Origin of the sequence: Amycolatopsis melonis, from assembly GCF_040064235.1 — a bacterium.
Taxonomy (GTDB): Bacteria; Actinomycetota; Actinomycetes; order Mycobacteriales; family Pseudonocardiaceae; genus Amycolatopsis; species Amycolatopsis melonis.
In genome coordinates, this window is record NZ_JBDZYD010000013.1 from 256,073 (window position 1) to 273,323 (window position 17,251).

Sequence of the window (17,251 nt, forward strand, 5' to 3'; positions counted from 1 at the left end):
GGGGGGCGGGGGGGTGTTTTGTTGTGTCAACACCGTGTGTCGCCCGTTTTACCCCCCCCACGACCGCGGACCTGCGAGAGGCACCTGCCACGAACGGGCCTTTCGTCTCGCCACCTGCGACGAACGTCCCCTTCAGCCCGCCCCGTCCTAGGCGCGGGCGAGGTGGGCCAGCAGGTCGCAGGCCAGCTCGTGGGTCGCGGGCAGCCGCACTGCCGACACGCGGGGGCGTCCGGCGTCCGCCAGCTGGGCGTCGACCGACAGCCGTTCGTGCAACGCCCTGCGCAGCGCGACGCCGTGGGAAGCGACCCGCTCGTCCTTGGGGACCAGCGCCGCGACGACCGACGGTCCGAGCGATGCCACGCTCTGCCCGCTGTCGAACACCGTGCGCAGCGCGTCCGCCACCAGGATCATGCCGGTCAGGCGCGGGAACCCGGCGACGGCGCTGAGGTCGAGCGAGACCACCAGCAGTACGTGGTCCTCGGCCGCCGGGCGCTCGTGGGCCGCGGCGGCGCGGTAGACCTCCTCCAGCCGCGTGCGCAGGTAGGCGGCCGAGGGCAGGCCGGTCAGCGGGTCGGTGACCTCCGTGTGCACCAGCTGGTCGGTGGCGACGTCGGCCCAGGCCAGTGCCGTGGTCCGGAGCAGCCGGGCCGGGGTGGCGTCGACGTCGGGTGAGACGAACCCGTCGTCGCCGTGGTCGAGCACCGCGTGCAGCGCGGCCAGGTCGGCGAGCGTTTCCGCGAGTCCCGCGCCGGCCGCCGCCCGCGCGCGGGCCAGCCCGGCCAGCGCCGTCTCGGCGGCCTCGACGCGGCCCTTGGCCATGACGGCCGCGCAGACCGCGTCGACCTCGGGCAGGGCCCAGTCGCTCGGGAAGCGCCAGCCTGCGGCGAGGCTGGCCGTGCGCCAGCGCGCCCGCAGGGCGAGCAGGCCGCTGTCACGCTCGGCTCGTGCGGTGGACGGGACGTCACCGGGGCCGGAGCGGGTAGCCGGAACGTCCACAGGCCATCTGCTCCTTCCGTCCGGTGCTTGTCGATCTTGTGCGGGGTTTCACCGTGAGGACGTGCCCCGGGGGACGCCGTGACGCGTACTGGCGAGTTTTTGTTAAGAAGCTTTTCCCCGCGATGGCCGAGGGGTGGGTGATTTTGCTCCGCCGTCGGAGTCAACACGCCGACCACGGCGTGACCACCCGGGGTGGGTCAGTCACACTTGTCTGGCGTCCCGGATCCGCCTGTAATGGCAGGTCCTGGCCCTAGCCGACCGAGGAGTGCCGTGTCCACCGTTCCCGCCGATCTCAGCGGAAAGAGTGACGCCGAACTGATCGCGGAGGTCCGCGCCGGGAAGATCGCGTCGTACGGGACGCTCTACGAACGGCACACCGGAGCGGCCCACAATCTGGCCCGTCAGCTGGCCCGGTCGAGCTCCGAGGCCGACGATCTCGTCGCCGAGGCGTTCGCGAAAGTGCTCGACACGCTCCGTGGCGGGAAGGGACCGGACACAGCCTTCCGGGCCTATCTGCTGACCGCGCTGCGTCACACTGCGTACGACCGCACGCGCCGGGAACGCAAGGTCGACCTCAACGAGGACATGACGACCGTCGGCGGCGCCGCGGCCGAGGCGCTGACCGTGCCGTTCTCCGACACCGCCGTCGCCGGGCTCGAGCGCACGATGGCCGCGAAGGCGTTCGCGCGGCTGCCCGAACGCTGGCAGGCGGTGCTCTGGCACACCGAGATCGAGCAGCAGAGCCCGGCCGAGGTTGCACCCCTGCTGGGGCTGACCGCCAACGGCGTCTCCGCGCTCGCCTACCGCGCCCGCGAGGGGCTGCGGCAGGCCTATCTGCAGGTCCACCTGCAGGAAAACGCCGAAGAACGCTGCCGTGCCTGCGCCGACCGGCTCGGCGCCTGGACGCGCGACGGACTGTCCAAACGCGAACGCGCCCAGGTCGAAAGCCACCTCGACGAGTGCGAGCAGTGCCGCGCGCTGGCCGCCGAACTCGCCGACGTCAACGGCGGGCTGCGCGCGATCATCGCCCCGATCGTCCTCGGCGGCGCCGCCCTCGGCTACCTCGCCACGATCGGCGCGGCGAAGGCCAGCGCGGCCACCGCGGCGACAGCGGGCGCGGCGGCCGCCGGTGCCGCGGCCGCCGGGGGCAAGGCCGGTGCCGCCGCCGGCGCGGCCGCCGCGGGTCCCCGCCAGTTCGCCGGGGTCGCGGCCTCGGGCACGGCGGTCGTCGCGGCCGTCGTCATCGCGCTCACCGCCGGAGGTGGCGCGCAGGAGATCCCGGTCGCCGCCCAGGTGCCCCCGCCGACCGTCGAGCAGCCCGTCCAGCCGCCCGCGCCGAAGCCGCAGCCGCCCGCACCGCCCGCGCCCGTCGTGCCGCCGCCCCCCGCGGCTCCGCCCGTCGAGCCCCCGCCGCCCGCGGTGGTGCCGCCCGCGCCACCGGCCCCGCCCGCCCCGCCGGCACCCCCCGCTCCTCCGGCTCCGGCGCCGCCGTCGATGTCGGCGACGTCCCCGCCGGGCGGTGTCGAGCTGAGTCCCGGCACCGCGGCGAACCTGCCGATCACCGTCCGCAACGACGGGGGCAGCACGTCCGAGCCGGTCGCCGTGGCGCTGTCCCTGCCGCGGGGCGTGCACGCGGTCGACGCGGCCGGTGGCGGCACGCCGATGGCCTTCGCGCAGGCCGGGCCGATCACGGTCAACTGCCCCGGCGGGGACGGCACGGTCACCTGCCGGACCGGCAGCGGGCTGCAGCCGGGCCAGAGCGCGACCCTGAACTTCCGGCTGCGTGCCGACGAGGACGCCGAGGGCGGCACGGTCAAGGCGTCGGTCACCGCCGGCGTGCAGATCAACGTCCAGGTGAACGTCGCCATCACCGTGAAGCAGCCGCCGGACGGCGTGGTCCTCGAGGCGCAGGGCGACGGGCTCTCGGCGTTCCCGTGGAACCGCTACCCGCTGGTCTACGTGCGGGTCCGCAACACCGGCGAGACGACCAAGCCGGTCACGGTCACCTTCGACCACCCGCTCTGGCAGTGGTGGAGCCTGCGCGGCTTCCCGTGCACGACGACGTCCGCAGGCGCGAGCTGCACGACGAAGAGCGCGCTGGCCCCCGGCCAGCACGTCAACCTGTGGGTGCGGCTCAAGGGCCGTCCCGACGACGGCCGCGTGACGATCACCGCGCAGCTCGGCAAGGCGGCGGCGCCGCCGGTGACGGTGGACTTCGGCTGCTGGCATCACTGGTGCGGCAAGGACCCGCTGCCCTCCTCGACGCCTCCCTCGACCACGCCGTCGAAGCCTTCGAAGCCGGTCCCGTCGAAGCCGTCGTCCACCCCGCCTTCGACGACGACCGAGCCGACGAGCGAGCCCCCGACGTCGACGTCGGCCACGACCGGCGCGCCGCCGCGGCCGGGCCCGAACCCGGGCCCGAAACAGCCCACGGTCACCCCCGAGAAGGTTTTCGGCTGGCTCACCGGGTAGCGTCCGCCCGGTGCGCGAGCTGCTGAAGAAGCATCGCGAGCTCCTCCGCTTCGCCGTCGTCGGCGGGATCAGCTTCGTGATCACGATGTCGGTGAACTACGGCCTGAAGTTCACCGTGCTGCGGACCCACCCGGTGACGGCGCTGATCGTCGGCGTCCTCGTCGCGACGGTCTTCTCGTACGTCGCCAACCGCGAGTGGTCCTTCCGCACCCGCGGCGGACGTGAGCGAGCCCACGAAGCGGCGTTGTTCTTCCTCTTCAGCGGCGTCGCGCTGGGACTGAACGCGCTGCCGCAGTGGATCTCCCGCTACGTTTTGCACCTGCAGGCACCCCGCCTTTCCCCGTTCGGCGTGGAAATGGCGGACTTCGTCAGCGGAATCGTCATCGGGACCCTGCTGGGCACGCTGTTCCGCTGGTGGGCGTTCAAGAAATGGGTTTTCCCGGAAGAGGACGCCCGGCCCCGCGCGGCGGCCGCGCCGGATCCGGACATTCAGGACCGCAAAGCCGCCTGAACCACTGGTCAACGCGGTGTACTCCTAGACTGCCTGGTGTGACCGTTGTGGAAACCGTGCTCAAGCGCACGCCGGAGCCACTGCGTTCGGTGCTGATCAAGCACCGGGAGCTGCTGAAGTTCGCGATCGTGGGCGGCACGACGTTCCTGGTCGACAACGGCGTCTGGTACCTGCTGAAGCTGTCGGTGCTGGAGCAGAAACCGACCACCGCCAAGGCGATCGCGATCATCGTCGCGACGATCGTGTCGTACATCCTCAACCGCGAGTGGTCGTTCCGCACCCGCGGCGGCCGCGAACGCCACCACGAGGCGGCGCTGTTCTTCGTGATCAGCGGCATCGCGGTGGTGGTGAACCTGGTCCCGCTGTACGTCTCGCGGTACGTCCTCGACCTCGAGGTCCCGCACGTGACGCGGCTGGTGCAGGAGGTCGCGGACTTCGCGAGCGGGTCGATCATCGGCATGCTGCTGGCGATGTTCTTCCGCTTCTGGGGCTTCAAGAAGTGGGTGTTCCCGGACGAGCTGGGCAAGCGGCGGCGGGACAACGACGAGGTCACCCCGCTGCGCTGAGAAACTTCTTGTCTTCTGACATGTAGTTGTCTATAGTCATCTTCGTCAGTGTTCCTTCGTGAGGACGCCGTCCGGGTTCGGCCGGGCGAGCGGGACGATTCGAGGTGGTTTCCGAGCGCGAAGAGGTCGCATCCGTCCGCGGATGACGATGGAGCCTTTCCAGGCCTTTTCCCGGCTCGACGGGACGCGTCCACGCGCGTCCGCATCTCTCGTCCCTTTCTTCACGAGGACTTTCCTTGACCACACTTGCGCCTTCGCGCGCTCGCTTGGCCGTGTCCGGCCTGTTCCTGTCCGTCTTCCTCGCGATGCTCGACGCCCAGATCGTCGCCACCGCGCTGCCCCGGATCGCCGCCGAGTTCGGCGGGACCGGGACCTATGCCTGGGTCACCACCGCCTACCTGCTTGCCGGGAGCGTCACCGCTCCCCTGCACGGCAAGCTCGGTGACGTCTTCGGGCGCAAACGCGTGCTCCTGGGCGCGCTCGCGCTCTTCCTGCTCGGCTCGCTCGCCTGCGGCCTGGCGCCTTCGGCGTCGTTCCTGATCGCCGGACGCGTCCTGCAGGGCGCCGGTTCCGGTGGCCTCTTCGTCTCCGTCGGCGCTTCGCTCGGCGAAATGTTCACGCCCCGCGAAGGCGCGAAGTACTTCGGGTGGTTCTCGATCTGCTTCGCCGTCGCTTCGCTCGCGGGTCCCGTCGCCGGCGGCCTGCTGACCGGCGTGGCCGGATGGCGGTCGATCTTCCTGGTCAACCTGCCACTCGGGCTGCTCGCGCTCGCCCTGCTCGCCACCCTCGACCTGCCGCGGCGGCGCAAGGAAGCGCCGTTCGACTTCGCCGGGGTCGTCCTGCTCGGCGCCGCGATCACCGGGTTCACCCTGCTGACGCCGTGGTCGATCGCGCTCGGTGCCGTCGCGGCCGCCGCCTTCGTCCGCGTCGAACGCCGGGCCGCGGCGCCCGTGCTGCCGCTGCGGCTCTTCCGCGACCGGACGTTCACCGTGTCCGTGCTGCTCAGCGTGCTCGCCGGGTTCGCGTTCCTCGGTTCGGTCAACTACATCGCGGCCCTGCTGCAGGCCGACGCCGGCCCGGCCGAAGGCGGGCTGCGGCTGATCCCGATGACCATCGCCGTCGCGGTGTCCTCCGCCATCGCGAGCAAGATCATCGCCCGCACCGGCTCCTACCCCTGGGCACCGCGGCTGAGCATGGCACTCGGCCTGCTCGCGATGCTCGGCCTGCTCACCCTGGACGGCCTGCCGTCCGTCCTCGGCTGCCTGGTCGTCTTCGGCCTCGCGGCCGGGCTCAACCTCCAGGTCCTGGTCATGGCGACCCAGAACACCGCCCCCGCCGCGGACCGCGGCGCGGTCGCCGCCGGCGTCAACCTCGCCCGCGCGCTCGGCTCGTCCCTCGGCCCGGTCGCGCTCGGCTTCGCCTACGCCGCGGGCACCCACGGCGTCTTCCTCGCCCTGCTTCCCGTCCTCGCGCTGGGCCTCGTCACGGCCTTCGCGCTCCCGCACGTTCCGCTCAACCGATAGGAGAACCACGATGATCTTCGTCCTCGGCGCCACCGGCAAGGTCGGCCGCCACCTCGTCCCCGCCCTGCTCGACGCCGGTGCCGAGGTCCGGGCGCTGACCCGCGACCCCGCCAAGGCCCGGATCGACCCGCGTGCCGAAGCCGTCCGCGGCGACCTCGGCACGGCGGACCTGCCCGCCCTGCTCGACGGCGCGGACCGCGTGTTCGTCCTGACGCCGGGCCACAACGCCGAGCAGGAGGTGGCGGTCGCCGGCGCCGCCGCCCAGGCCGGCGTCACCCATCTCGTCAAGCTGTCCACCACGGGTGTCTACTTCGGACAGAAGGACCCGATCAGCGTCGCACACGCCGAAGGCGAGCAGGCGGTCCGCGAAGCCGGTCCGGCGTGGACGATCCTGCGCCCCGGCGCCTTCATGGACAACCGGTTCGCGTGGCTGCCGTCGATCCAGGAGGAGGACGCGGTGTACGTGCCCGACACCGATCCGCCGTCCGCGCTGATCCACGTCCGCGACATCGCCGCGGTCGCGGCACTCGTGCTGACGACGTCCGGCCACGAAGGCGCGACCTACGAGCTCACCGGCGGTGAAGCACTCACCACGCGGCAGCAGGTCGACATCCTGGCCGAGGCGCTCGGCCGTCCGCTGAAGTACGTCGAAGAATCCGAAAGCGCCGCGAAGGACCGCCTGATCCGGAAGTTCGGCTGGCCCGCACAGGCCATCGACGGTCTCTTCGCGCTGAAGCGCGAGTCCGCCCCGAACGAGCACGTCGTCTTCGACACCGTCGAGCGGCTGCTCGGCCGTCCGCCGCTGACCTTCGCGGCCTGGGCGCGGGAGAACGCGTCCGCGTACCATCGCCACGAGTGATGCTGCGGAGGTGACCGGGTGAGCGAACGTCTGCGCGTCCTCGTCGTCGACGACCACCCCCTGTTCCGGTTCGGCGTGTGCACGCTGCTCGCGGCCGAACCCGGGATCGAGGTCGTCGGCGAGGCCGCCAGCGGCGCGAGCGCGGCGGAGGCCGCCGCGGCCCTCCGCCCGGACGTCGTGGTGCTCGACCTGCACCTGCCCGACGTGTCGGGGATCGAAGCGGCGCGGCACATCGTGACCGCGAGCCCGGACACCGGCGTGCTGATGCTGACGATGGCCGACGAGAGCGAGTCGGTCTTCGCGGCGATGCGCGCCGGTGCCCGCGGCTACCTGCTCAAGGACGCCGAGCCGGACGAGATCATCCGCGCGGTCCAGGCGGTCGCGCGGCGCGAGGCGATCTTCGGCCCCGACGTCGCGAACCGCGTCCTGGGTTTCTTCAACCAGCCGCCGCCGGCCAGCGAGCCGGTGTTCCCGGAGCTGACCTCCCGCGAGCGCGAGGTGCTCGCGCTGATCGCGGCGGGGCACAGCAACGGCGTCATCGCGAACACGCTGTGCCTGAGCCCGAAGACGGTGCGGAACCACATTTCGAACGTCTTCGCCAAGCTGCACGTCGCCGACCGCGCCGAGGCGATCGTCCGGGCCAGGGACGCGGGCCTCGGCCGGTCCTGACGTCGCCGGTCCGCGGTCGTGAGTGGCAATTCGCGTTAGAACCCTCATCACCACTCACGACAAGCCACGGCAGACCCCGAAACCCGCGCTCCGCTCGCCGACCGCGCCGAGGCGATCGTGCGAGCGAGGGACGCGGGCCTCGGGCGGTCCTGACGGTCGCGGCCGTCCGGCGAACGGGCGGCCGTCCGGGCAACTTCGGGACGCCGGTCCCATGTGCCCGGGACACCTCGGGAGGCACTGTGGTCTCCGTGAGGGGTGGGGCCCTCGCACCGTTCGAGGGGAATGGGAAGCGATGTTCGAATCCGACCGGACGCCGGTGGTGGTCCGCGCCACCGATCCGATCCTGCACAACGGCGTCTGCATGGCGCTGCGTACGCGTGACGACGTCCGGGTGGTGGACGGGGACCCGGCCGATCCGGACCTGGTCGCGCTGCTGGTCGCCGACCGGCTCGACGAGGCCATGAGCCGGCTGCTGTCCGCGCTGCACCACCAGGGTTTCACCCGCATCGTGCTCGTCGCGGGCGAGGTCGACGACAACGAGATCCTCAACGCCGTCGAGCACGGCGTGTGCGCGGTCGCCCGCCGCGCCGACGCCGGGCCGGAGGTGCTCGTGCGGCTCATCAAGGCGGCCGCCGCCGGGGAGGGCGCGCTGCCGCCGGATGTGCTCGGGCGGCTGCTGAACCGGGTTTCCCGGCTGCAGCGCCAGGTGCTGCAGCCACGCGGCCTGCACCTGGGCGGCATGAGCAACCGGGAAACCGAGGTGCTGCGGCTGGTCGCGTCCGGGTATTCGACGCAGGAGATCGCCGACCAGCTGTGCTACTCGCAGCGCACGGTGAAGAGCATCCTCCACGACGTCACCAACCGGTTCCAGCTGCGCAACCGGTCGCACGCGGTCGCGTACGCCCTGCGTGAAGGGCTGATCTGACCGATGATCGCCCAGGTCGACGAGGCACTGTGCCGGCTGCTGCGGCCCCGCCTGCCCGCGGGGACGCAGATCCGTCTCGATCCGCCGAAGCCGGCCTGGCAGACGGAGTCGCCGGTGCGGAGCGTGGAGCTGTTCCTCTTCGCACTGAGCGACGCCGTGGGCGAAGGAGAAGAGGGGACCGGCCGCTGCGCGCTCTCCTACCTGGTGACCGCGCGGGCCGGAGCCGTCCGCGAAGAGCACGACCTGCTCGACGCCGCCTTGCGGGCGGTGCTCGACGCGGACGGCACACCGCTGCGGATGCGGCTGGCGAAGACCGATCCCGCGCAGCTGTGGTGCAGCCTCGGCATGCCCGCGCGGGCCGGGTTCGTCCTGCTCGTCACCGCCGACGCCGGCTAACGCGGCACGCGCTCGGCGGGCCAGCGCACCTCCGGGACGTCGCTGGGCCGCGGCACCTTCAGGAACAGGCTGAACACGGCCGGGCGGCGGTTGGACAGCTCCAGCCGTCCCCCGTCCGCCTCGACGAGTGCCCGCGCCAGCGCCAGGCCGACCCCGGTCGAACCGCCGCCGGAGAACCCGCGTTCGAAGATGTGCGGGGCCAGCTCGTCGGGCACGCCAGGGCCGGTGTCGCTGACCTCGATCACCACCGTGCCGTCGGCGTCGCCGCGGCGGGCGGCGAGGGTGACCGTGCCGGCGCCGTGGCGCAGCGCGTTGTCCAGCAGGACCCCGATGACCTCGCGGAGCCTGCCGGGTGTTGCCCGCGCCATCAGGCCGTCGGCCACGCGCGTGCGCAGGTTGCGGCCCTCCGAACGCAGCAGGTGGCGCCACTCCTGGGCCATCTCCGGCAGCTGGGTGGGCAGGTCCACCGGTTCGGCGCCGACCTCGCGGGCCGCCCGGGCGGCCGCCAGCAGCTCGTCGAGGGCCTCGGCGAGCCGGTCAGCCTGTTCCTGGGCGGCCTTCGACTCGTCGGCCACTTCGTCGTCCGGGTGCACGGTGAGCGGCTCCAGCCGCAGCTGCAACGCCGTCAGCCTGCTGCGCAGCTGGTGCGAGACGTCGCCGACGAGCTGGCGTTCCCGCTGGACGAGCTGGGCGAGCGCGGTGCCGGACGCGTCCAGTGCCTCGGCGACCATGTCGAGCTCGCCGACGCCGTAGCGGCTCGGGTCGGGCCGGAAGTCGCCGCCGCCGAGCCGGGCCGCGCGCTCGGCGACGTGCCGCAGCGGCTTCGCGAGCCGCCGGGCCGTCGCGATCGCCACCACCGCGCCGGTGCCGACCGACAGCAGCACCAGCAGCACCACGACCAGCGTCACCGTCGTCTGGCGTTCGTGCATCGGGCCGGCCGGGACGGCGATCTCGACCTTGCCTTCCCGCGCGAGGTCGGCCGTCTCGGTGACCGTGGACGGGCCGGGGTCGCTGCCGTAGCGCTTCTCGATCTGGCCGCTGGCGCGCACGGTGAGCAGGCCGTTCGCCGGGACCGCCGCGCGCACCTGGTCGAGGTCGATCTCCTGGCCGTTGGCGATCTCGGTGTCGAGGATCGCCGCCGCCGCGCGGGCGTTCTCGGCCAGCGTCTCGCGGTAGCTCGACTCGATCTGCCAGCTCGCCACGATGCCCAGCGGGATGCCGAGCACCGCCGCGGTGACGGCGACGGCCAGCAGGATGGCCAGCAGGATGCGGCGGCGCACGGCTTATTCGCTGTTGAAGCGGAAGCCGACGCCGCGGACGGTGGCGATCCGCCGTTCGCCGTCGTGGGCCTTGCTGGTGCGGCCGGCGGCCTCGTCGGCGGCGATGGCGAGCTTCCGCCGCAGCCACGACATGTGCATGTCGAGCGTCTTGGACGTCTTCGACTCGAGGTCGTTCCAGACCTCGGCGAGGATCTCGTCGCGGCTGACGACCTGGCCTGCCCGGCTCATCAGCACGCGCAGCAGCTCGAACTCCTTGTTCGCCAGCTGGACCTCGTGGTTGTCCACGGTGACCAGCCGCGCGCCGAGGTCCATCCGGACGCCGCCCGCCTCCAGCACCTCGGGCACCCGGCGGCGCAGCAGCGCGCGGATCCGGGCGAGCAGCTCGGCGAGCCGGAACGGCTTGGCGACGTAGTCGTCGGCGCCCGCGTCCAGGCCCACGACGAAGTCGACCTCGTCGGTGCGGGCGGTGAGCATCAGCACGGGCAGCTCGGTGCCCGCCGCGCGGAGCCGGCGGCACACCTCCAGGCCGTCCATCCCGGGCAGGCCCAGATCCAGCACGAGCAGGTCGACGCGCTGGGCGGCGGTGGCGTCGAGCACCGAAGGGCCGTCGGTGACGACGTGGATCTCGTATCCCTCGCGTTCGAGGGCCCGGGAGAGCGGTTCGGCGATGGCCGGATCGTCTTCGGCAAGTAGGACCATGCTCACCTGGCCAACTCTACGGCTCGCGGGCGTGAAACCATCGTGACCGTGCCTGGCTACGGAGATGATCTGGCCCTCGCCACCCGGCTGGCTGACGCCGCCGACGCGATCACGACGGCGCGGTTCCGCGCCCTGGACCTGACGGTCGAGCGCAAACCCGACCGCACCCCGGTGACCGACGCCGACACGGCGGTCGAGGACGCGATCCGCGCGCTGCTGGCGGCGGAGCGCCCGGACGACGCGGTCCTCGGCGAAGAGCGCGGCGGCTCGGCCGCGACCGGCCGCGCGTGGGTGCTCGACCCGATCGACGGAACCAAGAACTTCCTGCGCGGAGTCCCCGTCTGGGCGACGCTGATCGCGCTGGTGTCCGACGGCGACCCGGTGGTCGGCCTGATCAGCGCGCCGATGCTGGGCCGCCGCTGGTGGGCGGCCACGGGCTCGGGGGCGTTCTCCTCCGACAGCGCCGGCACGCGGCGGCTGTCGGTCTCCGGCGTTTCGTCGCTTTCGGACGCTTATCTGTCCACTACGGACCTGAACTCGTGGACCGAGTACCACTCGCGCGAGAAGTACCTGGACCTGGTGAACGCGTGCTGGGAGTCCCGCGCGTTCGGCGACTTCTGGCACCACGTCCTGGTGGCCGAGGGCGCGCTCGACGTGGCGGCGGAGTGCATCGTCAACCCGTGGGACGTCGCGGCGGCCCAGGTGATCGTCACCGAGGCGGGCGGCCGGTTCACCGACCTGGACGGCGTCGGGCGCTACGACAACGGCAGCGCGCTGTCGACGAACGGCCGTCTCCACGACGAGGCACTGCGCATCCTGAAGCGCTGACGCGCCACTTTCACGTGAAAGTGGCGCTGCCGATCAGGCACCGGGGAGCAGGCCGACGGCTCCCCGGGCCACCTGGGCCCAGGCCAGCCGCCCGAAGAGGTAGTGGCAGGCGACCTGCTCACTGGTGAACCGCGCCCAGTCGTAGCGGTTGCCCTGCTCCCGCCAGAACACCTCCCACGCCTCGTCCTCGCCCTGCATCAGGCACCACGCGTTGTCCACCTCGGCGCCCAGCGAGACGACCTCCGGCGGCACGCCCAGCACGCCGAGCCAGCGCTGGATCGACTGGGTGTTCATCAATCGTCTTCCCCCTTGGCTTCGGCGAGGTAGCCGAGCGTCACGAGTTCGTCGGCGGCCAGCAGGGCACGGTACCGGGTACCCCCGCCGACCTGGCCGAACCAGTTCGCCGTCTCCGAGCGCCACATCGGCACCGCGCGCACCACGACGTACCGGCGGTACTCGGCGTCCAGCATCCCCGGCGGCAGCGAGCGTTCCGCGAACGGCGTGCCGTCGGCGAAGAACACCCGCCCGTACGCCGGGCCGAAGCGGTCGAGGACCGTGTCGGCCGGGACCATCACCGGCTCGGGCGGGTCGAGGCTGCCCTCGGGGAACAGGTCGCCCGGCGGCCACGCGTACTCCGGGCCCAGCTCGCTGTGCCCGACGACGAACCGGCGGATCCACACCGCCTGCGTCGCGCGGGCGTACGGCACGTACCCCTCGGTCAGGTGCCGCGGCACCGGCCGCGGCGGGCCGGTCGGTGACCGGCGGAAGCCCGCCGTGACGTTCGTGAGCGCCTGGTCGTCGAAGATCAGCCGGGCGTCCGGGTGGTCGTTCGGCGGGAAGCCCTCCGGGTCGGCGGGCAGCGGGAGCTGCCGCGCCGGCTTGTCCATGGCCACCGGCAGGTGCCCGATCGGGAACATGTGCACCAGGAACAGGGCGACGACGCTCTCCCGTTCGGTGCGCGGCGACCCGAGCGGCGGCAGCGGCGACGGCGACACCGGGGGCGGCGGGGCCGCGGGCATCGGCGGGGGCGGCGGCAGCGGGAACGGCGGCAGCAGCGGCGACACCGCGTGCGGCCACGCGGCCGGGTTGCCCGAGGGCGGGGTCGGGACGTCGTCGGGCAGCCGCAGCGGCCCGGTGTCGAGGTCGGCCTCGACCGGTTCGGAGCCCGCCTCGGAAGGCTCGGTCACACCCATCCTCCGGCTCGGTCGGTGCCCGCGGGCACACGCAGTTCGACGCGGCCGCGGCCGGTCCCCCTTGATACCGCACCCCTCCCACGGGGGTGCGGCGAGGTCAGCTCAGCGCGGTGACGACGCGGGACGGGCTCGGGCGGCCGAGCTGTCCCGCCATCCACGCGCTGGCCGCCACCAGCGCGCCGAGGTCGACGCCGTGCCGGATCCCCAGTCCGTCCAGCATCCACACCAGGTCCTCGGTCGCCAGGTTGCCCGTGGCCGACTCGGCGTACGGGCAGCCGCCGAGCCCGCCTGCCGAAGAGTCCACAGTCGACACTCCACATCGGAGCGCCGCCAGCGTGTTGGCCAGAGCCTGGCCGTAGGTGTCGTGGAAGTGCACGGCCAAATTACCGGTATCGGAGAACAACCCGATCAGGTTTTCCACCTGGCCCGCGGTCGCGACGCCGATGGTGTCACCCAGCGACAGCTGCGAGCACCCCATGTCCAGCAGACGGCGGCCGGCGGCGGCGACCTGCTTGGCGGGCACGGCACCTTCCCACGGGTCGCCGAAGCACATCGAGAGGTAGCCGCGCACGTCCAGGCCCGCCTCCCTGGCCCGGGTGACGACCGGCTCGAACATCGCGAACTGCTCGTCCAGCGAGGAGTTGAGGTTCTTGCGCGCGAACGTCTCCGTCGCGCTGGCGAAGATCGCGATGTGCTCGACCCCGGCGTCCAGCGCCCGGTTCAGGCCCTTCTCGTTCGGCACCAGCACCGGGTACCGGACGCCTTCGCGGCGGTCGAGCCGGGCGAGCAGCTGCTCGGCGTCGGCCAGCTGCGGCACCCACTTGGGGTGCACGAAGCTGGTCGCCTCCAGCGTGGTCAGCCCGGCGCCCGCGAGCCGGTCGAGGAACTCCAGCTTGACCTCGACCGGGACGATCGCCTTCTCGTTCTGCAGCCCGTCGCGCGGGCCGACCTCCCAGATCGTGACCCGCTCCGGCAGCTCGCCCGCCGAGGGCACCCGCTCCGGCAGGCCCAGTTCGCGCGTGCCCATCAGCGGCGTCGTTCGCCGCGCGGCGGGTGGCCGCTCTGGGGCGGCAGCGGCTCGGTCCGCTGCGCCCGCGGGCGGTAGTCGTCGTACGGGTTGTCGTTGACTTCGCGGTAGATCACCGTGTGCACCTTCTCCACGTGCGGGATGTCCTCGAACCGCAGCGGCTCGTCGGAGGCCGACTCGATGATCAGCGTGCCGCAGCCGAAGACCCGGTCGAGCAGGCCGTGCTCGAACTGGACGCTGTTGATCCGGCCCATCGGGATGTCGATGCCGGTGCGCTTGAGCACGCCCTCGCGCGCGATGAGCCGGTCGGTCGTCACGATGAAGTGGGTTGTCCGCCACCGCACGAAGGGCGCCAGGAACAGCCACACCACCAGCACGAGCGCCACCACCCCGATGGCGATCAGCCCGACCGTGTTCCACGGCGAGCCGGCGTCCTTGGCCAGTATCGCGAGCCAGGTGCCCGCACCCAGGGTGAGCAGCAGCGCGAGCGTCGGGAAGATCAGCATCTTGAAGTGCGGGTGACTGTGCACCACGACGTGCTCTTGCTCGCTGAGCAAATCGTCCGGATAAGCCACGGCGGACGCTCCCAAGGTCGGTGCTGCGGTGTCGTCCCACCGTACCGGCGAGGCGGCGCTGTGGTGGGGCAACGCCCCGAAGAATCAGGCGGGCCGGACGTGGACCACGTCACCCGCGAACACGGTGTGCCGCTGCCCGCCGGGCAGGTCGACCGCCAGCTGCCCGGTGGCGTCGATTTCGGCCGCGCGGCCGGTCAGCGACGTCCCGTCCGGCAGCTGGACCTCGACGTCCTGGCCGAGGGTGGCGCAGTGCGCGCGGTAGTCGCCGAGCAGCCCGGCCTCGGTGAGGTCGCCACCGGCCAGGCGCCAGCGCCGCTCCAGCGCGTCGAACTCGGTGAGCAGCGCGATCGCGACGTCGGTGCGGTCGGTGTTCGTGGCGCCGTGCTCGGCGAGCGACGTCGCGGGCAGCCCGCCCGGCCCGGGCGGGACGTCGCCGAGCGGCAGGACGTTGAGGCCGATGCCGAGCACGATCGACGGCTCGGGGCCCGCGACGGCCTCGGCGAGGATGCCGGCGCACTTCGCGCCGTCGACGAGGACGTCGTTGGGCCACTTGAGGACGGCGTCGACGCCGACGGACGCGGCGGCGGCCCGGACGGCGAGTCCCGCGACGATGGAGAGCGAGCCGAGCGCCGCGAACGGCACGCCCGGCCGCAGCGCGACGCTGAGGTAGAGCCCGGCGCCCTTCGGCGAACTCCACGGCCGGGCCCGGCGCCCGACCCCCGCGGTCTGCTCCTCGGCGAGCAGGACGGTCCGGTCGGCGGCACCGTCTTCGACGGCTTTCCGCAGGTCGGCGTTGGTGGAGCCGGTGCGCTCGACGACGTCCACGCGCGCGTACCGGCCGTCGAGTGCCGCTTGCAGGCGGGCAGCGTCCATCTCAGGCATGTGTCCACCATATGGGAGTCCCCCTAACGTGCAAGGCGTTCGCTCGTTCACTGAGGGGTGCGCTCTTCTAAGTTGGACCCCGTGACGTCCAAGCCGACCTCCTGGGCCCGTGGCGCCGCGCTGCGCGGCCTCGTCGCGCTGCCGCTCGTCGCGGGCCTGGTCGCCGCGGGCTGGCTGCTGGCAGGCCGCGAACCGGAACCCGCGCCCGCACCGGCGCCGGTCCCGGTGGCCGCGGCGGGCCCGTCGGTCCTCGAGGTGAGCGCGCCGGTTAAGGCGCAGGAGCCGGGCCAGGGCGCGTCCGGCCAGGGCGGCAAGAGCCCGCTGCAGCAGTGGGCCGAGCAGCTGGCCGGCCCGCTGGACATCCCCGCGGACGCGCTGATCGGCTACGCGAACGGCGAACTGGCGCTGCGCCGCGAAGACCCGTCGTGCCACCTTTCGTGGGTCACGCTGGCGGGGGTCGGCTCGGCGGCGTCGGACCACGGCCGCGCGGGCGGCAACCCGCTGGGCCTGACCGCGGCGCAAGCCAGGAAGTACGGCGCCGACGCCCCGGTCGCGGCCGGGCGCGCGCTCTGCGCGGGCGGCACGGACCTCGGCGCGGGCCCCGGCTGGTGGAAGGCGATCGCGGCCTACCACCCCGGCGACGGTTCGGAGCTGTTCCGCCAGCGCGTCCTCGGCATGGCCCAGCTGTACGCCACGCTCTCCCTCGACCCGGCTTCGGCCGGTTCGCCGCGGGTGAAGGCGACGCGGTTCGCGCTCGGCCAGCTCGGCCTCCCGTACGTGTGGGGCGGCAACGGCCCGGACGCGGGCGCGGCGGGCTTCGACTGCTCGGGCCTGACGAAGGCGTCGTACGACAGCGCGGGCGTCGACCTCCCGCGGACGGCGGACAGCCAGTTCCGCGCGCTCCCGCCGGTGCCACCGGGCCAGGAGCCGCGCCTGGGCGACCTGGTGTTCTACGGCAATCCGGCGACGCGCATCCACCACGTCGGCCTGTACCTGGGCAACGGCCTGATGGTCAACGCGCCGACCGAGGGCCAGGCGATCCAGATCCACACGTACCACTCGAAGGGCGACGACTACGCGGGTGCGGGCCGCCCCGATGCCCGGTGACGAGGCCCGCCCCGGGCTGGCCCCGGATTCCCCCGGCGTCTCGGGAACGCTGTTCGCCGCGCTCTACGGAAAGCTGACGCCGCGCCCGGAAACCGGACGCGATCCCTACATCCGGTTCCACGACCGGGCGCAGGCGATGGGCTGGCTCGACACGCTGTGGGGCATGAACGACGCCGGGCGCGAGCATCCACTGGCCGCACCGGGGTCCGGGCTGGTCGCCTGGTTCCAGGTGGGCGTCGTCGGCGGGCCGTTGCCGGTGCAGCCGTTCCTCCGCTGCGCCGGGGACGTCGCGGAGCAGCTCGGCGACCTGGACCTCCGGGCGGTCCAGGTGCTGCTGCCCGCCCACTGCCTGCCCCGGACGGCTCACCCGCCGTCGCTGGCCACCGCGGCGTGGTTCGACGACGTCCGGTCCGCGACACCGGTGTACGTCACTGTGGACAGTGGCCAGGACCCGGTCATCCCCGCGGTGGCGTCCCGGATCCACCGGTCGCTGGCCCGGCAGGACGTCTTCCGCTGCGAGTCCCTGGCCCAGCGGACACCGCTGCCGCCGCCGATGCACGACACGTTCTGGTCCGGCCCGCCACGGCACCGCGTCACCTTCCGGGGCACGCTGTGCGAGTGGTCGCCGGACGCGATCGGCTGGCTGGGCGGGTTCCTCGCCGAACTCGCCGCCGTCGAAGGCGCGGGTGTGCCGCTGCTGCTCACCGTGGAGCGGTGAAATCCGCTGGCCCGATTCCCGGCCG

19 protein-coding genes are annotated in these 17,251 nt (G+C 72.9%); 11 read left to right on the forward strand and 8 right to left on the reverse strand.

What is annotated here, in order from left to right; translation table 11 throughout:
- Positions 1 to 147: 147 nt before the first annotated feature.
- A complete protein-coding gene (locus ABJI51_RS32565; RefSeq protein ID WP_348954888.1) occupies positions 148 to 996 on the reverse strand; it encodes a GGDEF domain-containing protein in 849 nt (282 codons plus the stop codon).
- Positions 997 to 1,266: 270 nt separating this feature from the next.
- Here ABJI51_RS32565 and ABJI51_RS32570 point away from each other — a divergent pair, with 270 nt between their 5' ends.
- The 8 genes from ABJI51_RS32570 to ABJI51_RS32605 all read left to right on the forward strand — a co-directional run bounded on the left by ABJI51_RS32570 (position 1,267) and on the right by ABJI51_RS32605 (position 8,917).
- The gene (locus ABJI51_RS32570) at positions 1,267 to 3,468 is read left to right on the forward strand and encodes a sigma-70 family RNA polymerase sigma factor (RefSeq protein WP_348954889.1); all 2,202 of its coding nucleotides are present in this window, start codon (positions 1,267 to 1,269) and stop codon (positions 3,466 to 3,468) included.
- 10 nt (positions 3,469 to 3,478) lie between these two features.
- Positions 3,479 to 3,979: a GtrA family protein gene (locus ABJI51_RS32575; protein ID WP_348954890.1), complete on the forward strand. Its 501-nt coding sequence runs from the start codon at positions 3,479 to 3,481 to the stop codon at positions 3,977 to 3,979.
- Positions 3,980 to 4,017: 38 nt separating this feature from the next.
- Positions 4,018 to 4,545 (forward strand): GtrA family protein, encoded by a 528-nt coding sequence (locus tag ABJI51_RS32580; RefSeq protein ID WP_348954891.1) that lies wholly within the window; start codon positions 4,018 to 4,020, stop codon positions 4,543 to 4,545.
- A gap of 236 nt (positions 4,546 to 4,781) precedes the next feature.
- Complete coding sequence (locus tag ABJI51_RS32585; protein WP_348954892.1) at positions 4,782 to 6,068, forward strand: MFS transporter; 1,287 nt, start codon at positions 4,782 to 4,784, stop codon at positions 6,066 to 6,068.
- A 10-nt stretch (positions 6,069 to 6,078) separates the two neighbouring features.
- A complete protein-coding gene (locus ABJI51_RS32590) occupies positions 6,079 to 6,927 on the forward strand; it encodes an NAD(P)H-binding protein (protein WP_348954893.1) in 849 nt (282 codons plus the stop codon).
- Between the two features lie 18 nt (positions 6,928 to 6,945).
- Positions 6,946 to 7,596, forward strand: a complete 651-nt coding sequence (locus ABJI51_RS32595; protein WP_348954894.1) for a response regulator — start codon at positions 6,946 to 6,948, stop codon at positions 7,594 to 7,596.
- A 292-nt stretch (positions 7,597 to 7,888) separates the two neighbouring features.
- The gene (locus ABJI51_RS32600; RefSeq protein ID WP_348954895.1) at positions 7,889 to 8,521 is read left to right on the forward strand and encodes a helix-turn-helix transcriptional regulator; all 633 of its coding nucleotides are present in this window, start codon (positions 7,889 to 7,891) and stop codon (positions 8,519 to 8,521) included.
- A gap of 3 nt (positions 8,522 to 8,524) precedes the next feature.
- Positions 8,525 to 8,917: a Pvc16 family protein gene (locus ABJI51_RS32605; RefSeq protein WP_348954896.1), complete on the forward strand. Its 393-nt coding sequence runs from the start codon at positions 8,525 to 8,527 to the stop codon at positions 8,915 to 8,917.
- Here the strand turns inward: ABJI51_RS32605 and ABJI51_RS32610 are convergent.
- Positions 8,914 to 10,197 (reverse strand): ATP-binding protein, encoded by a 1,284-nt coding sequence (locus ABJI51_RS32610; RefSeq protein WP_348954897.1) that lies wholly within the window; start codon positions 10,195 to 10,197, stop codon positions 8,914 to 8,916. The genes ABJI51_RS32605 and ABJI51_RS32610 overlap by 4 nt on opposite strands.
- A gap of 3 nt (positions 10,198 to 10,200) precedes the next feature.
- Complete coding sequence (locus ABJI51_RS32615) at positions 10,201 to 10,896, reverse strand: response regulator transcription factor (RefSeq protein ID WP_348955015.1); 696 nt, start codon at positions 10,894 to 10,896, stop codon at positions 10,201 to 10,203.
- Between the two features lie 42 nt (positions 10,897 to 10,938).
- Between ABJI51_RS32615 and hisN the strand changes: the two genes are divergently transcribed.
- Positions 10,939 to 11,724, forward strand: coding sequence for a histidinol-phosphatase (hisN, locus tag ABJI51_RS32620; RefSeq protein WP_348954898.1), 786 nt, complete (start codon positions 10,939 to 10,941; stop codon positions 11,722 to 11,724).
- 33 nt (positions 11,725 to 11,757) lie between these two features.
- Here the strand turns inward: hisN and ABJI51_RS32625 are convergent, their stop codons facing one another.
- From ABJI51_RS32625 to ABJI51_RS32645, 5 genes are all read right to left on the reverse strand, one after another.
- The gene (locus tag ABJI51_RS32625; RefSeq protein WP_043786532.1) at positions 11,758 to 12,018 is read right to left on the reverse strand and encodes a hypothetical protein; all 261 of its coding nucleotides are present in this window, start codon (positions 12,016 to 12,018) and stop codon (positions 11,758 to 11,760) included.
- Positions 12,018 to 12,911, reverse strand: coding sequence for a TNT domain-containing protein (locus ABJI51_RS32630; RefSeq protein ID WP_348954899.1), 894 nt, complete (start codon positions 12,909 to 12,911; stop codon positions 12,018 to 12,020). Before ABJI51_RS32630 ends, ABJI51_RS32625 begins: the two co-directional genes overlap by 1 nt.
- 103 nt (positions 12,912 to 13,014) lie before the next feature.
- A complete protein-coding gene (locus ABJI51_RS32635) occupies positions 13,015 to 13,944 on the reverse strand; it encodes a hydroxymethylglutaryl-CoA lyase (RefSeq protein ID WP_348954900.1) in 930 nt (309 codons plus the stop codon).
- On the reverse strand, positions 13,944 to 14,519 hold the full coding sequence (locus tag ABJI51_RS32640; RefSeq protein WP_348954901.1) for a PH domain-containing protein: 576 nt from the start codon (positions 14,517 to 14,519) through the stop codon (positions 13,944 to 13,946). The genes ABJI51_RS32635 and ABJI51_RS32640 overlap by 1 nt, the downstream gene beginning before the upstream one ends.
- 84 nt (positions 14,520 to 14,603) lie before the next feature.
- Positions 14,604 to 15,401 (reverse strand): biotin--[acetyl-CoA-carboxylase] ligase, encoded by a 798-nt coding sequence (locus ABJI51_RS32645; protein ID WP_348954902.1) that lies wholly within the window; start codon positions 15,399 to 15,401, stop codon positions 14,604 to 14,606.
- 81 nt (positions 15,402 to 15,482) lie between these two features.
- On the opposite strand from ABJI51_RS32645, the gene ABJI51_RS32650 reads away from it, so the two are divergent.
- The gene (locus ABJI51_RS32650) at positions 15,483 to 16,508 is read left to right on the forward strand and encodes a C40 family peptidase (RefSeq protein ID WP_348954903.1); all 1,026 of its coding nucleotides are present in this window, start codon (positions 15,483 to 15,485) and stop codon (positions 16,506 to 16,508) included.
- Entirely contained in the window at positions 16,498 to 17,226 is a 729-nt protein-coding gene (locus ABJI51_RS32655; RefSeq protein WP_348954904.1) for a hypothetical protein, read from the forward strand. Before ABJI51_RS32650 ends, ABJI51_RS32655 begins: the two co-directional genes overlap by 11 nt.
- Positions 17,227 to 17,251: the final 25 nt, after the last annotated feature.